13 protein-coding genes and 1 tRNA gene are annotated in these 17,914 nt (G+C 63.3%); 1 reads left to right on the top strand and 13 read right to left on the bottom strand.

Annotated features, from left to right (window positions below; genetic code table 11):
- Positions 1-754: 754 nt before the first annotated feature.
- The 13 genes from SGJ19_01375 to SGJ19_01315 all read right to left on the bottom strand — a co-directional run bounded on the left by SGJ19_01375 (position 755) and on the right by SGJ19_01315 (position 16,987).
- Positions 755-827 (bottom strand) — tRNA-Lys (locus SGJ19_01375).
- Between the two features lie 293 nt (positions 828-1,120).
- Positions 1,121-3,235: a hypothetical protein gene (locus SGJ19_01370; GenBank protein MDZ4778885.1), complete on the bottom strand. Its 2,115-nt coding sequence runs from the start codon at positions 3,233-3,235 to the stop codon at positions 1,121-1,123.
- Between the two features lie 204 nt (positions 3,236-3,439).
- The gene (locus SGJ19_01365; protein MDZ4778884.1) at positions 3,440-4,720 is read right to left on the bottom strand and encodes a PQQ-binding-like beta-propeller repeat protein; all 1,281 of its coding nucleotides are present in this window, start codon (positions 4,718-4,720) and stop codon (positions 3,440-3,442) included.
- Complete coding sequence (locus SGJ19_01360) at positions 4,717-6,165, bottom strand: glycoside hydrolase family 140 protein (GenBank protein ID MDZ4778883.1); 1,449 nt, start codon at positions 6,163-6,165, stop codon at positions 4,717-4,719. The genes SGJ19_01365 and SGJ19_01360 overlap by 4 nt, the downstream gene beginning before the upstream one ends.
- A 39-nt stretch (positions 6,166-6,204) precedes the next feature.
- Positions 6,205-7,041: a phosphogluconate dehydrogenase C-terminal domain-containing protein gene (locus tag SGJ19_01355; protein ID MDZ4778882.1), complete on the bottom strand. Its 837-nt coding sequence runs from the start codon at positions 7,039-7,041 to the stop codon at positions 6,205-6,207.
- 23 nt (positions 7,042-7,064) lie between these two features.
- Entirely contained in the window at positions 7,065-8,399 is a 1,335-nt protein-coding gene (locus SGJ19_01350; protein MDZ4778881.1) for a four-carbon acid sugar kinase family protein, read from the bottom strand.
- Positions 8,399-9,664 carry a ribulose-bisphosphate carboxylase large subunit family protein gene (locus SGJ19_01345; GenBank protein MDZ4778880.1) on the bottom strand — a complete coding sequence of 422 codons (1,266 nt, stop codon included), beginning with the start codon at positions 9,662-9,664 and terminating at the stop codon, positions 8,399-8,401. Before SGJ19_01345 ends, SGJ19_01350 begins: the two co-directional genes overlap by 1 nt.
- 6 nt (positions 9,665-9,670) lie before the next feature.
- The gene (locus SGJ19_01340) at positions 9,671-10,690 is read right to left on the bottom strand and encodes a Gfo/Idh/MocA family oxidoreductase (protein ID MDZ4778879.1); all 1,020 of its coding nucleotides are present in this window, start codon (positions 10,688-10,690) and stop codon (positions 9,671-9,673) included.
- Complete coding sequence (locus tag SGJ19_01335) at positions 10,683-12,551, bottom strand: hypothetical protein (GenBank protein MDZ4778878.1); 1,869 nt, start codon at positions 12,549-12,551, stop codon at positions 10,683-10,685. Before SGJ19_01335 ends, SGJ19_01340 begins: the two co-directional genes overlap by 8 nt.
- Positions 12,548-13,519: an ABC transporter permease gene (locus SGJ19_01330; protein MDZ4778877.1), complete on the bottom strand. Its 972-nt coding sequence runs from the start codon at positions 13,517-13,519 to the stop codon at positions 12,548-12,550. Before SGJ19_01330 ends, SGJ19_01335 begins: the two co-directional genes overlap by 4 nt.
- On the bottom strand, positions 13,516-15,009 hold the full coding sequence (locus SGJ19_01325) for a sugar ABC transporter ATP-binding protein (GenBank protein MDZ4778876.1): 1,494 nt from the start codon (positions 15,007-15,009) through the stop codon (positions 13,516-13,518). Before SGJ19_01325 ends, SGJ19_01330 begins: the two co-directional genes overlap by 4 nt.
- Positions 15,006-15,995, bottom strand: a complete 990-nt coding sequence (locus SGJ19_01320) for an ABC transporter permease (protein MDZ4778875.1) — start codon at positions 15,993-15,995, stop codon at positions 15,006-15,008. Before SGJ19_01320 ends, SGJ19_01325 begins: the two co-directional genes overlap by 4 nt.
- Positions 15,992-16,987: a sugar ABC transporter substrate-binding protein gene (locus SGJ19_01315; GenBank protein ID MDZ4778874.1), complete on the bottom strand. Its 996-nt coding sequence runs from the start codon at positions 16,985-16,987 to the stop codon at positions 15,992-15,994. Before SGJ19_01315 ends, SGJ19_01320 begins: the two co-directional genes overlap by 4 nt.
- A gap of 117 nt (positions 16,988-17,104) precedes the next feature.
- On the opposite strand from SGJ19_01315, the gene SGJ19_01310 reads away from it, so the two are divergent.
- Positions 17,105-17,791, top strand: coding sequence for a GntR family transcriptional regulator (locus tag SGJ19_01310; GenBank protein MDZ4778873.1), 687 nt, complete (start codon positions 17,105-17,107; stop codon positions 17,789-17,791).
- Positions 17,792-17,914: the final 123 nt, after the last annotated feature.

Raw genomic sequence — 17,914 nt, 5'->3', positions numbered from 1 at the left:
CGTCGGCTTCCTTTGACCTCACCAGCGATCCGGCAATCGTGACGGTCGCGGCCGGCTACAGCAAGCGTCGCCGCCGCGATCAACAAGTGCTCCACCCTTACGTTGCCGCCAAGCTCATCGACTGGCTGGCGGCGAAGTCGGCTGAATCGGAAACTATCCTCTTTCCAATTTCACGACGTTCGGGTTCTTCGGAACGGGATACGGCGAAGATGATGGAACGGGATCTGGAGCGGGCTCGCGCGCAGTGGTTATCGGAATTCCCGGATTCGGAACAGGCCAAGCACGCGAAGTCGGACTACCTCTGCTACAAGGACCGAGAAGGACGTTTTGCCGACTTCCACGCAAACCGGCATACGTTCATCACGAACTTGGCCCGCGCCGGAGTCTCGCCAAAGACGGCTCAGGAGCTGGCTCGGCACTCGGATATCCGACTCACGCTCGGTCTTTACACACACACCAACCTCGACGATCGGGCGGCAGCGGTGCGCCGCCTTCCCTCCCCGCAGTCAAAGCCGGCCCGCAAGGAGGCGGCCGAGTCGAATGGAGTTACTGACAAAAGAGCATTAACTGATGAAACCGAAAAGTGTCAGCATCTGGGCAGTGCACAAGAAGCACAAGATGGCAAAACAGGGCAAGTCGAGTCACCGGCTGGCCCAGAGACTATTTCAGCCGTGGTCTCTAGGACAACACCGCAAGTGCTTGAAGAATCAGCACTTGGCACCACGAGTCGTCACCCGGCCGGACGTGACAAAAATGAGGCTGTTGGGGCTCGAACCCAAGACCTACGGATTAAAAGTCCGTTGCTCTACCGACTGAGCTACAGCCTCGACGGGGATTTTCTGGCGTGTGCCATGACTTTCGGGCGAAAGCCCACGGCCAACGACTGCCATGGGCTGGGCCGCGCCCGAAAGGGGCGATGACACCGTCACAAGGTACCAGAAAGACGCTGGGCGGCAAACCGCCCGGCGCGCGCCTGGTTTGGCTCGCCCTGATAACAAGTGACAGGGCGGCGGGAGGTGAAGGTTCGCGACTGGCAGCCAGTGACTCGGCTCCCAGCGGGCCTATTTCGGGCTTCCCCCGGCGCCGACCGTTGATATTTCAAGCTGTGAAGCTCGCCGAACTACGGAGTTCTGCGCCGCCGACGCAGCTCAGCTTCCACGTTGAACCGCAACTGCGTCCCTTCCAACTCAGCTTGATCCGCCACGGTCGACAACACTTCGACGTAGCGCGGTCCGCCCAGGAGTTTCGCCACGGCAAAGGCTTCGTTGCGTACGTCCGCCGCGACATACGCGTCGACCATCAGCGACGCGAGCGCCTCGGATACGGCGGCCCTAGATTCCGTTGGAATTTCCGCCGCCGGCTGAGATACATTTGCTTCCACCATTTGCTCCGCGGCGGCCAAACCGCGCGGGGCTCCGCGGACGCCGAGCATGGACCGACGCAATGCCACCAACGACGTCAACGCCAGCCGACTATTCCGAGATTTCGCCAACCGCGTCAACGGCAGCAGCAGCTCATTGCCCTCTGCTAAACCGGCGGCCTCGGCGGCTTCGGCTACCAGGGGGTGCCGATCGTCGCTCAGGATCTCCGCGACCTGTTTTCTGCCCGAAGCGTCGCCAATCGCTGTCAATCCCGCCAACGCCGCCGCCAGCCAACGCCGATCCGGCCGCGCCGTCATGATCGCTGAAAGTTCGGGCGCCGCTCGAGGATCATCCAGCGCCGCCAACACAAGCGCCGCCTCGGGCGTCCGTCCGACGTCCGCCAGGTGCTCGGTTGCCAGCGCATAGCCGTCCGCGATCCCATGTCGCGCCATCAGTCGCGCCATCCGCAATTTGAACGGCAAATGCGGTTCGGACTTCAACAACGTGCGCACTTCGCTGCCCGCGAGATCAGAATCCAGCGTTTCCAGCGCCGCCAAGGCCCTCTCCTTGAGATGATAGTCGTCGCCCCGAAGCCAACTCATCAGCACCGGGACGCTGCGATCGTCGCCGAGTCTCCCCAACGCCCAGGCGATGTCCCGCCGATCGTCATAGGCCAAAGTCGCTAGATTCGCCGCCGCCAACAGCAGCGGCAAACACTCCCGATTTCGCGTTCGGCCGAGCGGCTCGATTTCCCCGGCCAACGATTGCCGCGCCGCGATGGATCGTTCCAAGCGCGTCAACAGGGCGCGCTGCGCCCCAGGAGAATCCAATTGCAGCGCCGAGTTCGCGTATACCGCCTCACGCGCCGGCAGCTCATCCAACGGAAGTTTGCCGAGCGCCTCGAGCGCGGCCGGCGCCGCCGCTGGATCGTTCAGTTGCGCCAATGCCGTCACGGCGGCGCCGCGCTCCGCGTACGTCGCAGCGCCCGTCAGTTCCGTGATCAACAGTTCTCGCGACCAGTCATTCGACGGCCCCATCGCCAATAAATGTCCCAGGGCTTCGAGCGCCGTCACCCGCAGCTGCGTGATGGCTTCCTTCGTTTCGAACACCTGACGCAGCGCGTCAGCTACTGGTTCAAGCAGTTGGGGATCCTGCGGCCGGGCCCCGCTGGCCAACATGTCGCGCAGCGTGTCCAACGCGGCGCGACGTACAGCCAACTGCGGGTCTCGCGCCAGCCGTGCCAGCGCCGCGTAAGCGCGCGGGTCCGTCGCCGCCCAGTCGGCTCGCAACCGCAAACTCGACAGCAACGGCGCCGCGGCGATACCCTCCGCCTGCATCAACCCGTCGATGAGCAGCCTCGCTCGCTCCCGTCGCGAGCGCGAATCGGTCACTCGAATCAGCGTGTCGACCACGGTGACTAACGGATCGTCCGGCCCGCTCAATCGCGGGACGCGTTCGTCAAAGGTCGTCGCCCCGGGCGACGCCGACACGCAACCCATCGATTCCAGGCCTTGCTGCTGCACCAGAATCAGCAACCGGAACTCTCCCTCCTGGAGCGGCGCAGGCTGCGATGCATCCTCGGAGATCAATCCCAGATCGCCTCCCGTCATGGCCAGCTCGTCGCGTTGGAAGATACCCTTCAATCGCCGCACGGGTTGAAAGCGGTATTCGCGCAACGCCACGTCGGTTTTCGCCCCCTCGACCACGCGCAGTTGTCCCACGCTGGCTACCCTCGCCAACATGACCAAATGCGCCTGCGCCACGCCCGGCTCCAAGTGCCACCCCTCAAACGCGCCCTGAGCGCCGGCCTCGCGCGGCGCAAGAAATGGCCCCGCAAAAAGTGCGACGATCAACCCGGTGCGGATAAGCGACATGGAGAAACTCCGGTTAGGAATCGGTTGGACGGCCGCCTGCGCCCGAACGACAGAAGACAATGCGACATCCGGGGCGCCTCTTAGACGAGCGACGCCACAAATCCAACACGTTCGTTTCTGGGTGGCTAGGGTCGAATGTACTCATTCGCCCCCCGTGGAAGCGCCTGGCGGCGAATTAGTAATTCGACACCAGCCACCGGCAAGCTATTCTCCCACGCACCAGAGATGCCGGTCGGTGCGGATGTACAGGCGGCCCTGGGAGACCGCCATCGACGCCTGGCAGCGCTCGCCGAGCGGATTGCGGGCCACGATGTCGAATTCGTCGCGGGCTTCGACGACCGTCGTTTCGCCTTGTTCGGAGAGCAAGTAGATGCGCCCTTCGGCCGCCACTGGCGAGGAGCTGTAGGTGCCTTCAACGCGGCCCTGCCACACAACCTCGCCTGTCTCGCCCCGGTAGCACATCACGACACCTTGGTCGCTCACGGCATAGAGAAACGGCGCCACGTAGATCAATGACGATTGATTGGGCGCCCCTTTGCGCTGCTCCCAAGCGATATGCGATTGCGTGACGTCGCCGCGCCCGCCCAAGCGCACGGTGCGCAGCGTCGTCGCACCGAAACCTGACGCGGTAAAGATCGTTCCGTTCGCCAACGCTGGCGACGGCACGACCCCTTCGCCTTCGCTGAAGACATGCCACAGCCGCTCGCCGCTGACTGGATCGAAGCCTTGAATCGCATCACCGGCACAACTCACCAATTCGTCGTGTCCGTCGATTTGCGTGATGATCGGCGAAACATGCGCGATCCGCGATAGGCCGCGCGAGGCGCGCCAGCGCTGTTGGCCGTTGCGCTTGTCGAGCGCCAGCACGAACGATTGATCCCACGGCGTTTGCCAACCGACCTTGAGATCCGGCCCGGAGCTACTACCGTCGAACGGCATGATCAGCAGGTCGTGGTACAGGATCGGCGACGCGCCGAGTCCATGTTCGCCATAGAATTTGACGTCGCGATTGGTCCAGGCGATTTCGCCTTCAAGGCTCACGGCGGCGAAACTGCCGTCGCCGAAGATGGCGTAGACCAATTCGCCGTCGGTGGTCGGAGTCGGCGTGGCGTACGAGTTCTTCGCCTGCTTGTGGCCCGGCGTTTGGCGAAACACTTCCGTATTCCACATCAATTCGCCGGTCGCGCGCGCGAAGGCCAACACGCGGCAACTTGCGCCGCCGTCCGTGGCCGTCGTGACGAACACCTGATCGCCCCAAACAATCGGCGACGACCAGGCCTCGCCAGGCACTTCCACCTTCCAGGCGATGTGCTCCGCGGCGGTCCATTGAAGCGGTAAACCCGTTTCACTTGAAATTCCTTGTCGCGTCGGACCTCGGAAACTCGGCCAATCCTCCGCTTGCGCTTGAGCGCTATGAACCAGCGCAAGCAGCGCGACCAGGCCAGCGGAACGAACAATCGAGGCGTATCGGAACGAGGTCGTCATGGTCGAACTCCAGGCGCGGGATAATTCTTGCTCACGTCGTCCAGCACTAAGATCCAGTCCAGCGCTTCGCCAACGTCGGGCGACACGAATTCTTGCTCGCCTTGGCTCGCGAATTCCCCGATCGGCGCCGCCTCGCCATTACGTGGATTGTACCACCAGGCCTTCACTTTCGGACCGGCGACCTTATCCATCCGCACGCGGAACTTACGTCCGGCGGGCACATAGACGAACGCATAACTTCCCGCCGCATCACGCGTCGCGACGAAACGATACCGCCCCGCGCCCGGCACCGAACTGGCGACACGATCGGTCGCGACAATCTCGTCGTCCGGAATGCGATCCAACATCGGCCGCGACTCGATCAACCTACGGCCGTATTGCATCTGCGCCGCGCCGGCCTGGTGAATCGCCTCGCTCCAAGGCATCAGCGGCCGATTGATGGGATTGCGCCCCTCGCTCCACATCTGCCAGACTGAGTGATGGCCATAAGTGTGTCCGCAGGCGCCGCTGAACAAATCCCAATACAGTGGACGCCGCACGTCAGTCGACGTGGAATGGCCTAGCTCATCCGGTTTGAACGACACCGGATGGTCCTCGTAGATCGGCTCCCCGTCGATGACAGGCTTCGCCGGCTGGCGATCATAGTCCGCGCGCGTTTTCGCATAGCGCTCGGTGAACTCCGCCACATGGCCGTTCTGCCGCATGTTGAAATCAAGCCAGTCGTCGTCGTGAAACCAATCCGCGGAGCCGCGTCCGCCAGGCGGATGGAACGTCATCAGCTGAGCGCCGCCGTCGCCTTCGCTCAAGCCACGCGCCATGGCGCGGATAAGTTCGCGCTGCTCGTCATTTTCGATGGGTCGATCGCCGCCCAAAATCCAGACGATCCCCTTGCCGCGATAGCGTTCGCCCAGCCACTTGCCGTAGACGGCCGCGTTCTCGATGGTGAACAGCGGGCGCTCGTCATGCACTTTGTCGTGCCAGTAGCGGCCCCACTTGGGCAGGAAGCCGATATACATGCCGCGCCGGTTGGCCGCCTCCACAATGTAGTCGACGTGATCCCAGTAGTCGTTCTGCGCACCTTCCACCACCGCCGGTCGCGCCGGATCAAGTTCGACCAGCGGCAAATGCCCGTACGGATTCGGATCGCTGTGCCCATCCAGCTCTGCGATCGCGACGGCTTGAATGACCGTGTATCCCTGCTGCGCGCGCAAGTCGAGATACGCATCCGCTTCCTCGCGATTCAGGCGGTGAAACAATTCCCAGGCGGTATCCCCGAGCCAGAAGAATGGCTCGCCATCCGTGGTTTGCAAGTGACGATGATTGTCACTCACCTTCAACCGCGGCATGATTTGCCCGAACCCTGACGCCTGAAACGAGGCCACAAAAAGCAAGCAACATGCGCCGAGCAGCCAGGCGCGGCGATGATAGGGAATGCAAGGAATCATGGGTTGATCTCCGTGGTGTAGGGCGAGTGTGGTAGGTGATCAAACGTCGCCGGCGATCCGCGCGACGCTGGCCTGGAGTTGTTCCGGTTCGAAGATTTTTTTCCAGTCGGGACGAAACAGCAGCGGCTTCGCTTCGTCGATCGCGCGCTGGCAGCCTTGCGAGAATTTCCAGCCAGTTTCGTTGAAGACGATCGCCAGCTCAATATTCAGGTGGCCCAACAGAAAATCGCGGGCGGCCTCGGCTGGTACGCCGCGCCGCACGACTTCGTCCAAGCCCTCGCGAATCACCGTTAGGCAAGTCGCCGCTAAGGTTTCCGCCAGCGCCGGTTCCAAGAGCGCCATTTGTTCGACCGTCAAGCGATGCGAACGCAAAATCGGGCCGAACAATTTGCGCGAGATCGCTTCGCCCTTCGCGTAGTCGGACTCGGCGCCTTGCATCAGCGCCGAAACAATCGCTTGCTTGGCGAGCCCGCTGCCAAAATAGTCGCGCCGCGCGTCGAGGGTCGCTTCGTCGCTGAAGATCGGCGGATGCCCCGGGTGCGTCACGAAGTACGCAATGTCGCTCCGCGCCGGTAGCCGACCATGGTACGGCGCGGCCGGATCGAGGCAGATCACCAGCGTGCCGGGACGCAACGTCGGCACAAGTTCGGCGGCGATCCCGTTGATCAAATGGTCCGGCACCGCCAGCAACACCGTGTCGGCGGCCGCGATCGCCTCCTCGCGCGCGACGGGCGTAATGCCACGTTCGTCGAGCCGTGTTCGACCCGCCGGCCCCGGCTCTACGTGCAGGACGCGGTACTCGGGGTCGCCCACGAGCGCCTGGCTGGCGCGCGTCCCCATGTTGCCGCCGGCGCCGAAGATTGCGATGGTCACCATCTGAAACGCTCCTCTCGTGATACTCAGCCCGCGCCGCGCGCGAGCTTCAGGAAGAAGTCGGGACGCCCGACCTGCCCTCCCTTGAAACAGATTTCCATGTCCAGTCTTGTTGTGTCGTGAAACCGCGCTCGGCAGAGCGGCGACCCTGGCGCGAGCGGCGCGATAAATTCCAGCGATTCAATTCCCAGCGTCCGCGCGACTTGTCCCGAAGTATCGCCGCCCGCCACCGCGCAGCGCCGCACACCCGCGTCGATGGCGGCGTTCAAGATGCGCGCCAAGGCCTCGCCGAGCAGTGTGTTGCGCTCCGTGCTTCGACCTGCACTGGAGAGCTTCTCGTTCGCTGCGGCGATCCGCGGATCTTCCGGCCCTGTGGCGGCATGCACGATGACGCTTTCGCCTGCCGCCATGGCGTTCAAGGCCTCCGTTGCTGCGCGGCCGACAATTCCCTCGAGCCATTCATCCGGCTGCAAAGCGACACACCGGAAACCCGCCTCTGCCGCTGCGAGAATCTGCGCCGCGGTCACCGGTGAGCAACTTCCCGACACAATGACGACGGGCGATTCAGCGCACTGCGGAGTTGCAACGCGCGTGAACGGCAACATTCCAGCAGCGCGCCAGTGCGCCGTCAACGCATATTCCACTCCGGACGAACCGACGACGAAGCGCGTCAGGTCGCGCTCCGCGAGACTCGCGATCAGCTCGCCGATGATCGGCATCTGCCGCTCGTAGAGCGTGTCGATCAGGACCACTTCGGCGCCGGACGCGACCAGGTCGTCGAAACGCACCCCGGCCGCATGATCCAAGACAAGCGCATTCAACAGCGCGATGTTGGCGGACGTCTGGCGCGCCAGATGCCGCATCAGATCGGCCTCGTCCATCGGCGTCACGGGATGCGTCGCCATCGTGGGATGCCGATCGAGCCGAAAAATCGGACTGCCGCCGCCGGACCGCGCGAAGAGATTGCCGAACACGCAATAGCGGCCCAGGGCCGGCGCGCCGACCACGACCGGCACGACCCGCGTTCCCAGCGCTGCGCGTCCGATGTCGATGGCCCGACCGATGCTGCCGATCTCCGGCGATGAATCAAACGTCGAACAGATCTTGTAATGCACCAACGGCGCCAGTCGACGCAACGACGCGAACGCCGGGCGCAGCTCGGCCTCCATCGCCTCCGTGGGGAGCGATCGCGCGATTCCCGCGATGCCGATCGCCTTCACCTCCGGAAAGCGCGCGAGTTGTTCCAGGGACGGCGGCGCGAGAAACAGCACGGTCGGCAAGCCGGCTTGCGCAAGCACTTCCATCACATCGGCGCTGCCGCTGAAATCGTCGCCGTAGTAGCCGAGCCAGACGTCGCTCATCACGAAGACCTCGCCGCGAACTTCTCCAGCGACTGCCGCAACTCGCCATGCATGCGTGCAAAGTCGTCCAACGCGACGCCCGCTACGGCCGCCTCCCACGCCTGCTGCAACGCGCGGCAGCCAGCCGCCGGTCCGCCCGGATGGGCCATCATGCCGCCCCCGGCGAGATACATCAGATCGACGGTTTGCGTGCGTCGAAATGTCTCCGGCGCTTGCCCGCCCCATTGCCCTGACGACACGACCGGCAGCGCGCGATCGTCGCCGAACATCGGCGTCAGGCAGGCCGCGATCGAACGGACGACCGAGTCATCCGGCTCACAGAATTTGTTCTGCAATCCATTTACATGCAAATGATCGACGCCGGCCAGTCGCCAGATCTTCTGCATCGCGGCGTACTCGATGCCGATGGCGGGACTGCGTGAGTAAATCCCCCAGCCGTTGCGATGCCCGTGAATCGGCAACTGCGAATGTCTCCGCAATTGCATCACGCCGCCCAGGCCCACGTGATGCAGACTCACCATCACGCAGGTGCCCTGGTGCTCAGCGACGAGGTCGTGATGCCTAAGCATCGCTTCCGGTTCGTCGGAGATATTGAAGGCGAACATCACCTGCTTGCCGGAGCGGTCGGCGAGCGCGCGAATCGCCCGCATCACGGCCGGCACGCGCTCCGACAATGGCGAATGCGGCGGATTCGCCAGCAATTCGTCGTCCTTGATGAAATCAATGCCCGCCTCGCCCAACTCGCGCACCAGCGCCGCCGTCTGCTCCGGCGACAGTCCGACGCTGGGCTTCACAATCGTGCCAATCAACGGGCGATCGAACACGCCGGCCAAGCGCCGCGTTCCCGCAACTCCGAACTGCGGCCCGGGACATGCCGAGTATGCGGCCGGAAGTTCCAAGTCCAGCAATCGCAGCCCAGAGAATTCGCGCAACTCGAACAGATTTCCCGCGACGGTCGCCATCAGCGTCGGTAGATTGACGCCGATGTTGTCGAACGGAAACGCGATCTCCAACTCAGCACGACGAAATTGCGTCGCGCCGCCGAAATCTTTGGGCCGACCGCCGCCTGGCAAACTCGGCGCATCGACGGTGTCGAGTTCCGTCAAGCGAATGATCTGCGCCTGATGCCGCGCGCGCAAGGCGTCGGTCTCGCCTGGCACGCGGACAAACGTCCCGCACGATTGTTCGCCCGCCAACGCCGCGGCCGCCTGTTCCAACGGAAACGCCGTCTCAATCCAATATTTTGCGCGAATCGCGTCAGCCATGATGTCTCAAGTCAGCGAAATGGTTTGTTGCGTGCGGGCGGATTCGTAGGCCGCGTTTACCAGGCGGAGCGTGCGGAGGTTGTCGTCCCCGGTCGTTTCGGCCTGGCCCGCGCCGCGCAACGCCGTCAACAGGTTAGCCTGACACGGCACAATGCTGGCCTGCACCAGGTCGTACGCCGGATCGGCCCACGGATAATGCTGAGGCGCCACGCGTCGACATTGCGTACCGGCCTCCGTGGTGACGCGAAGCCAATAGTCCGGCGCGATTTCGGCGCTGCCGCGAGCGCCTTCCACGAAGACAAACGTCTCCGGAAAGCGGTCGTGCTCCACGCGGCTCGCGTAGCTCATGTTGCATACGACTGTGGCGTCGTCGAGCGTCAGCATCACCGTCGCGACGTCCTCGCCACGAATGTCTTCGCGCACCCGCATGGTACGGCAATCGACAGCACTTGGCTCGCCGAACAGGAACCGCGCGGCATCGAGGATATGCGTCCCAATGTCGGTCAGAATGAACTGCTCTAGCTCTTTCAGGAACGGCTGATTCTCGAACACCGGGAAGCTGTTGGAAAAAGTGATTTGCGCTCGGAACACGCGTCCGATCGCGCCGGAAGTCAGAGTTTCTCGCAGTGCGCGCAACGGCGCCTGCCAACGCCAGTTCTCGTGTACCAGAAGCGGCACGCCCGCCTCGCGGCACGCGAGCAACATGCCTTCCGCCGACGCCAAGGACGGTGCGAGCGGCTTTTGGCAGATCACCGGCAACCGATGGCGCGCGGCGAGTTCGACGAGCGGCGCATGGGAATCGACATCCGTGATGATATCGACGAAATCGAGTTGTTCCGCGCCCAGCATCTTCTCCGCATCGTCGTACACAGCCGGCGCTCCGAAGCGCGCGGACAATGCCGCGGCCTTGGATCGCGTGCGATTGTAGATCGCCACGCAGCGAGCGCCAGGCAACTCTCCCCAGGCGGCGAGCTGATAGCCGGACCAGAAGCCGGCGCCGAGCACGGCAAATCGCAGTTCACGCATCGCGCCGTCCCTCCACGCGCACGTACGCCTGTGGCGCTAACGTGAGTCTTCGTGAGCTCGACGTTTGCCACGTCGCGCGAAACGCTTCCGGCGCCGCCGTCGCCAGTGCATAGCTTTCTGCATCCAGCGCGCGTATCCTCGTGGGCTCGAACGGCAACTCACACTCCCGTGGTCGATCCGTCAGATTCGCTAGCAGCGCCATCACATGTTTGCTGTCATCCGCAATGATGCCCGTCAGTGTATCCGGCGTGCCGTCAACAAGCTCACGCCACTTGTGCGCGGAAAGTTCGGCGAGATCCGCGAACAGATGAAAGACTGGGTAGACGCCAGCGGCCAGCGCACCAAACGGGCCAGGCAAGCGCTCCTGCCTGGGATCGCCGAGAATTCCGCGGCATCCGCTGAGTTCGAAATACGTCGCGCTTTCTGCATTTTCCCGCGCAAGGGCGACAATACTCCCCAAGGTCCATGCGGCCAAGAAGACGCTTACTTGTCGTGGATCGGCGTCGGACGGCAACTCGTCCAGCGGGACGGACGTGTCGGCGTGCGTGGCACGCGCCCGAAGCGTGATGGGGCCAACGTGGATCTTCGCGCCGCCGGCAAATGCTCTAGCGGAGCGGACGGTTTCGCACTGGCCCGCCAGGTTTTCGACGAGCGTGGCGTCGTCAAACGCATGCACCTGCGGGTTCACAGAATACGAAAGCACATCTGCAATTCCGCGCGTCAGCCGTTCACAATTCACCTCCGCAAAATGGGCATTCGTTCCGCCGCCAATGCGCGATTCGATGAAAAACTCCGCCAGCTTCGTCCGCAGTCGCCGTAGCCAAGCATCCGGCGTCACTCGCTCGCCACTCGGAAGTACGATCCATTCCGCCACCGTCACAGGCAAGCAAGCCGCATCCTCAAGTACGCGATCCAAGCGTTCGTCGGGTTCGCCTTCGAGAATCAGTACTGCTTGCAACTCGGCGCCAAGTCTGGCGGCGTCATCTGCAGCAGTGTTCAAGTCGTCCAGAACCTTTGCCTTGTCGATGTGCAACTCCACGCGCAAATGCGCCGGGCGCAACGAAGCGAGTCGACCTGCGGCAACATCGTCCAAGCGCGAATTCGTTCCGCCATGCAAAAAGCCGAGTCGTGGAAGCGTGAGCTTGGCGCCAGCCGTCAACACATGGAGGTCTGGCAATACGCTTTCGACGCGCGACGCCGCGCCCAGCAGCCGTACGATCACTTCCTGCACCACTTTGTTGCCCTTCTCCACTCGTACGGGAAACGGCAGTTCCAGCGGCGTTCCATACGTTTTGAATGAGGCGTCGGTCCAGTTCCGCTGGTCTTCGGTCTCAAAGACTTCGCCGAGAAAGCGCACCTCCACATCGACGCCCGGCGCCACGTTGTGCCGCATCACCGCGACTTGGAGAAATGGTTGCTCGGCCGCGATCAAGTCCGGAAATGTCGACACCTCCTCCGAGCCGTCCGGATGCGTGATACGGCAGGGTCTCCCAGCGCATTCACGAATCGGATGCAGCACGCACAGCCCGATGCGGTTGCGCTCGAAGCTGGAGTGCGCTTCGCCTTCGAACCGGTAGCGCACCTCCGTGTCGGAAGTACCCGTGATCGTGCCGCGCCAGCGAAAATCAATGCCATCGCGCTGACAAATGGCGAGAAAGCGAACATCAAGAGCGTCGTCGCGCCGGTCCATGACCAAATTCTCAATGCGCGGCGAAGCGGTCCCCCAGTCGCGATCGCGGACCGCGCCGTAGATGCCGCGCAGCACTTCACTTCGACCGTAGCGAATCCAACGCAATTGTCCTTCACTGGGATCAAAGCATATCGTCAACGGACCGGCGCGCAGTGGCACGTGTTCGCTCATCGTGCGCCCTCCACGTTCCCACGCGTCGCCAACAAAGGTCGCGCCCACGGGCGGCGGCGCAGTCCGTCAAACAGCACGGCCAGAAACACCACGCCGGCCGTGATCAGCGGATAGCTATACGGGTTGGCGTTCATCGTGTTCAGTCCGTTGAAGACCGCGGCCACGGTCATCGCGCCGATCACCGCTCCGGGAAAGACATTGCCGCGTCCCCCAAACAAGCTGGCTCCGCCCAGTACCGCGGCGGCGATGGCGTCGAATTCGCGATCTTTACCGAACGTCGGCGAGACCGCGCCCAGTTGCGTCAACGACGTCAGCGCCGCAAGCGCCGCGCAGGCGCCGCTTAACGCGTAGGTCTTCACCAACACTCCGCGCACGTTCACTCCCGCCTTACGCGCCGCCGCGGGATCGTATCCCACGGCATAACTTTGACGGCCAAACGCCGTGCGGGTCTGCAGCCAGTACAGCACGAGCACCGTTGCGCCCGCGACCCACACCGGCGCTGGAACTCCGACCAGCTTCTCCGACGCCCATCGCGAGAACTCCTCCGGCAAGTTCATCGCCCGCGTGCGACTGATCCACAGCCCCGCGCCGCGCAACAAGAACAGCGAGGCCAGCGTCACGATAAACGGCGATGCGCCGGCGTAAGCGATCAGCAGACCATGCACCACGCCGCAGAGCGGACCGATCGCGGCGGCCACGAGCGCCGCGAGCACCGGATCGACATCGCTTTGCATCATTTTCCCGCACGCCGCGGCGGTCAGAAACATCAGTGATCCCACCGAGAGATCCACTCCCGAAGTCACCAACACCCAGGTCATCCCGGCCGCGAGTATGGTGGCCGAAGCGCCTTGCGTGAGCATGTTCACGGCGTTCTGTGCAGTCAGAAAGCGCGGCGACCCGATGGAGAAACCGATCAGCACGGCGACCAGCAAAATCATCGGCGAGTGATTAATCAGAAACCGCGTCATACGAACGTCTCCTGCCCCAAAGCGCAGGCCAGCACGCGCTCGCGATGGAACTCCGCGCGATCAAACTCGCCGGCCAGCCGCCCTGCGCGCATCACCACGATCCGATCCGCCAGGCCGAGAAGCTCCTCGATTTCCGAGGAAATCAGCAAGATCCCGGTTCCCGCGTCGGTCAGGCGGCGGATAAGGCGATAGATTTCATCCTTCGCCCCGACGTCGATGCCTCGCGTCGGCTCGTCGAGAATCAAACAGCGCGGTTTGCGCAACAACCAACGGGCGAAGATCGCCTTCTGTTGATTGCCTCCGCTAAGTTGACCGACCGGGCGATGCAGCGAGCCGCCGATCTTGAGCGAATCCGCCATCGCCGCGGCCCCGCGCTTTGCGGCGCGACGGCGCAGCCAGCCGCCAAAAGCGTAGTCGCGCCAACTCGCGAGCAACACATTGTCTTCGACCGAGGCGTTCATCAACAAACCGTCGTCGCGACGATCTTCCGTAATCAACGCCCCGCCCCGCGCTACCGCGCGCCCCGGCGTCAGCAGAGCGAGCGCTTCACCAGAAAACAGCACTGTGCCCGCGTCCAACGGATCCAGTCCGAACGCGAGCCGCGCCAGTTCGGAACGCCCCGCGCCCAGCATTCCGGCGATACCCAGAATTTCCCCTGAGCGCACTTGCAGCGACACGTTGTCCACGACGCCGCGCCGCGACACATTGCGCAACTGCAGGACGATCTCCTCGCCGATCGCGGCGCCGCGTTCCGGATAAACGTGATCCAACTCGCGGCCGATCATGTGTTGAATCAACAACGGAATGGTAAACACGCTCGCCGGTCCGCAGGCTTGCCGAACGCCATCGCGCAGCACCAACACGTCGTCGGCCAGACGCATCACGTCGTCCAACTGGTGCGAGATGTAGATCACTCCCAACCCACGGCCGCGCAGATCGTCGATGATCGCGAACAATCGCGCCGCCTCGGGCTGTGTCAGCGACGTCGTCGGCTCATCGAACACGATCAACTGCGCGCCATCCCCAAGCGCTTTGGCGATTTCGACCAACTGGCGTTCGCCGGTGGAGAGTTGTTCGACGGGAGCCCTCGGATCACGTTCGAGGTTGACGAGGTGCAATAGCTCGCGTGCTTGACTCGCCAGCGTCTTGCGACGGATCCCCCAAGGCGCGCGGGGCAGCCGATCAAGGAACAGATTCTCGGCGACACTCAAATTCGGAAAGAGATTCAATTCCTGATGCACGATTCTTACGCCCGCCGCCGCGGCCTGGGCTGGATTCCGGGGCGCATACGGTTTTCCCGCAAGCAACATCGCGCCGTCGTCCGGAGGGAGCACGCCGCCGAGGATGTTCATCAACGTCGACTTGCCAGCGCCATTTTGCCCGACCAGACCAAGCACTTGTCCGCTGGCGAGCTCCAAGTCGACGTCCTTCAGCACGCGTACGCCGGCGAACGACTTGCGAATCTTCCGGCATTCCAGCAAGGGTTTCATGCGCGACCTCCGACAACGCCCCGCCGCGCCGCATCCAGCAGAGCCGCGACGAGAATCACGCCCCCCTTGGCCATCAAGACGTGCCAATAGTCGAGGTTCAACAACGTGAGGCTATTGCCGACCAGCGTGATCAACAGTGCGCCGCAGACAATCCCCACGACGCTCACGCGACCGCCGCTCAGACTGACGCCGCCGATCACCGCCGCGCCGATGGCATCGAGCAAGATCTCACGCGCGAAGCTGGGCGTGGCCGATTCAGTGCGGCACGTGTAAAGCAAGGCTGCTAGTGCGGAGCACGTTCCCGCTGCGCCATACGCGAAGCACGTGACTCGCCCCAGTGAGATCCCAGCCACGCGCGCCGCGCGTGCATTGTGCCCCACAGCGTACAAGTGCTTGCCGAGCACGGTATGTTGCAACAGCAGGTGGCAGACGATGGCCAACGCCGCCGCGATCCAAAGCATGACAGGCACGTGCAACCAATCTCCTTGCATGGCATCCAGCAACGGCAGCGACAAGCCCCCCAGTCGTTCGCCGCCGGTGAGCCAGACAGCGACGCCCCCCAAGGCCATCATGCCGCACATGGTGACGATAAATGCCGGCAGTTCCCAGTACGCCACCGCGGCGCCTTGCGTAGCGCCTGCGACGCCGCCAATCAGCAACATCACCAGGAGTGCCACCGGGATCGCCAGCGACGAATCTGCGAGCGCGCCATCGTCTCGCGTCAAAATCATCGCGCCGACGACACCGGAAAGCGAAATCACGCCGGACACGGAAAGATCGATGCCGCCGATCAACAGCGCGAACGATTGCCCCAACGCTAACACCAACAAGGGCGCGGCGTTCAACAACACGGCGAACGCTTGATCGCGCGTGGCCAACTCAGGGCAAAACGGCAACACCGCGAGCACGTAAACCAATGCCAGGATCGCCACGCTGAGCTCTGCAGCCGCAAACCGCACGACAGAACTGGGCGCACGTGAGATCATGGCTGTTTGGCGGCCGTCTGCGCGCCCCACATCCGGTGCGATTCCTGGTCCAGATTCCCTTGATGAATCACGACGCCCGGGTCCTGCAACACCGGTTCGACCGTCTCGCCGCGGGACATCTTCAAGACGGCGTCGACCGCCTGCGAGCACTCGAAGTACACGTCCTGCACGCCGTCCGCGTCCAGATACTTGTCTTGCAACATGCGATACGCCGTGGCGTCGCCGTCAAAGCCACCCAGGATGACATGGCGCTCGTGCCCGATCGGATGGTACTTGTCCGCGTTCTTGAGCGCCGCGACGATCGAAGGAAACAAGAAGTCCGACGAAGTGAAGACAAATTCCATGTCCGGGTTGGCCTGCAGTGCATTGGTCACGCCGGCGAGCGCTTTTTCTTGATTCCACTCCGTTGGCACGCGGGCCAACACCTCGACCGCGCCGTTCGACTCGGCGATCGCCTCATCAAAACCTGCGCGTCGCTCGATGGCATTGCTGTCGCCCAGATCGCCGATCAGGATCATTCCCTGCAGCGGCTTGGATCGCTCGCCGGCGGCGGCAATCATGCGGCGCACTGTGTCGCGCGTGATGGCGCGGTTGTCCGCCACCACCGTCACGCAAGGGCCGGCGCCTTCGCCAGGGCCGCGGTTATAGAGCACGATCGGAATCTTCGCCTTGTTGGCGGCGCGAATCATCGGGATCACGCTCTCGGCGTCCTTGGGAACGACGATGATGCCGTCGACCTTGCGCGCAATAAAACTCTGCACCTGCTCCAACTGCCGGTTTGGATCGCCGTCCGCGACCGCTTCCAGTACCCGCACGTCCCGTTTGGCCATTTCCGCCTTCATCGCGTCGAGACTGGCCACCCAGTATTCCGTCTGCAGCGTCTCGAAGGCCACGCCGATCGTTGTTTGATCGGGCTCGTTCGTCGGAGTGCCGCAACTCAGCGTGACGAGGCACGCCCAGGCCACCAGCAGCGAGGGAAGCAGCGCTTTCATTTTCCGCCACGTGCGAGGAGACAAGCAACGGACCGGACGAGGCGTGGAGTTTACTGATATCTCAGTCGGATGTCAAATATATCTTGACGAGTCGCCCGGTCGGGATAGCATGAACCAATGCCTCGTACCTCACGCCGCGCCGCTTCCGCCGCCCGCCAGGAAACCGCGCCGCGTCCGCTGCTCAAGGATCGCGCATACGCCCAGCTTAAGGATTTGATTCAGTCCGGGGCCTACGCGCCGGATACGTTTCTTTCTGAACGACAGTTGGTCGAAAAACTCGGCATGAGCAAGACGCCGATCCGTTCGGCGCTCGAACATCTGGAAGCCCAGGGACTGGTCGCCGTTTCGCCGCAGCAGGGGATCGTCGTCAAAGACTTGTCCGCGCGGGAAATCGCCGAGTTGTTCGACATGCGTTTGGCCGTGGAACCGTTCGTCGCACGCCGCCTTGCCGAGCGAACACTGACCACGGCACAGCGAGCGCTCATTAAGCGCAGCCTGACACAACAACGCGCCGCCGTCCGCGACGAAGATCCTCGGGCGGCCACGCGGTTCGATATCGAATTCCACCTGCTGCTCGCGGAACTGCTCGAAAACCGCGAACTCTGCGCCTGGCTACGGCGCTGCTTCGACAAACTGGAACGCGCCATCCTGCGGATTAACCGGCTCGCGCCGAATCGCCTCGCCAAGAGTCAGGCCGATCATTCCGCCGTCGCCCACGCCATTCTCAAGAGCCAGGCCGATCGCGCCGCTCAAGCGATGACAGACCATCTGCAATACGGGCGGCAGTTCTTGCTGAACGCGTGACCTGGAGATGTTCCCCGCGGGTCGATTCACTCCGCCGGCCTTCGCCGTTAGAATGCGCTACATCAGCGCGGCGCTTTAGTTCGCGCCACGCCCCCCCCCCCCGCCTACTCCCCCAACTCCCTT

This window comes from Planctomycetia bacterium (assembly GCA_034440135.1).
Lineage (GTDB): Bacteria > Planctomycetota > Planctomycetia > Pirellulales > JALHLM01 > JALHLM01.
This window is presented reverse-complemented; position numbering and strand designations above follow the sequence as displayed.

What these genes read in the sequence shown, in the direction of transcription:
- SGJ19_01370 (MDZ4778885.1), bottom strand. Translation starts at nt 3,235, where the DNA reads ATGTCGCTTATCCGCACCGGGTTGATCGTCGCACTTTTTGCGGGGCCA.
- SGJ19_01365 (MDZ4778884.1), bottom strand. Translation starts at nt 4,720, where the DNA reads ATGACGACCTCGTTCCGATACGCCTCGATTGTTCGTTCCGCTGGCCTG.
- SGJ19_01360 (MDZ4778883.1), bottom strand. Translation starts at nt 6,165, where the DNA reads ATGATTCCTTGCATTCCCTATCATCGCCGCGCCTGGCTGCTCGGCGCA.
- SGJ19_01355 (MDZ4778882.1), bottom strand. Translation starts at nt 7,041, where the DNA reads ATGGTGACCATCGCAATCTTCGGCGCCGGCGGCAACATGGGGACGCGC.
- SGJ19_01350 (MDZ4778881.1), bottom strand. Translation starts at nt 8,399, where the DNA reads ATGAGCGACGTCTGGCTCGGCTACTACGGCGACGATTTCAGCGGCAGC.
- SGJ19_01345 (MDZ4778880.1), bottom strand. Translation starts at nt 9,664, where the DNA reads ATGGCTGACGCGATTCGCGCAAAATATTGGATTGAGACGGCGTTTCCG.
- SGJ19_01340 (MDZ4778879.1), bottom strand. Translation starts at nt 10,690, where the DNA reads ATGCGTGAACTGCGATTTGCCGTGCTCGGCGCCGGCTTCTGGTCCGGC.
- SGJ19_01335 (MDZ4778878.1), bottom strand. Translation starts at nt 12,551, where the DNA reads ATGAGCGAACACGTGCCACTGCGCGCCGGTCCGTTGACGATATGCTTT.
- SGJ19_01330 (MDZ4778877.1), bottom strand. Translation starts at nt 13,519, where the DNA reads ATGACGCGGTTTCTGATTAATCACTCGCCGATGATTTTGCTGGTCGCC.
- SGJ19_01325 (MDZ4778876.1), bottom strand. Translation starts at nt 15,009, where the DNA reads ATGAAACCCTTGCTGGAATGCCGGAAGATTCGCAAGTCGTTCGCCGGC.
- SGJ19_01320 (MDZ4778875.1), bottom strand. Translation starts at nt 15,995, where the DNA reads ATGATCTCACGTGCGCCCAGTTCTGTCGTGCGGTTTGCGGCTGCAGAG.
- SGJ19_01315 (MDZ4778874.1), bottom strand. Translation starts at nt 16,987, where the DNA reads ATGAAAGCGCTGCTTCCCTCGCTGCTGGTGGCCTGGGCGTGCCTCGTC.
- SGJ19_01310 (MDZ4778873.1), top strand. Translation starts at nt 17,105, where the DNA reads ATGCCTCGTACCTCACGCCGCGCCGCTTCCGCCGCCCGCCAGGAAACC.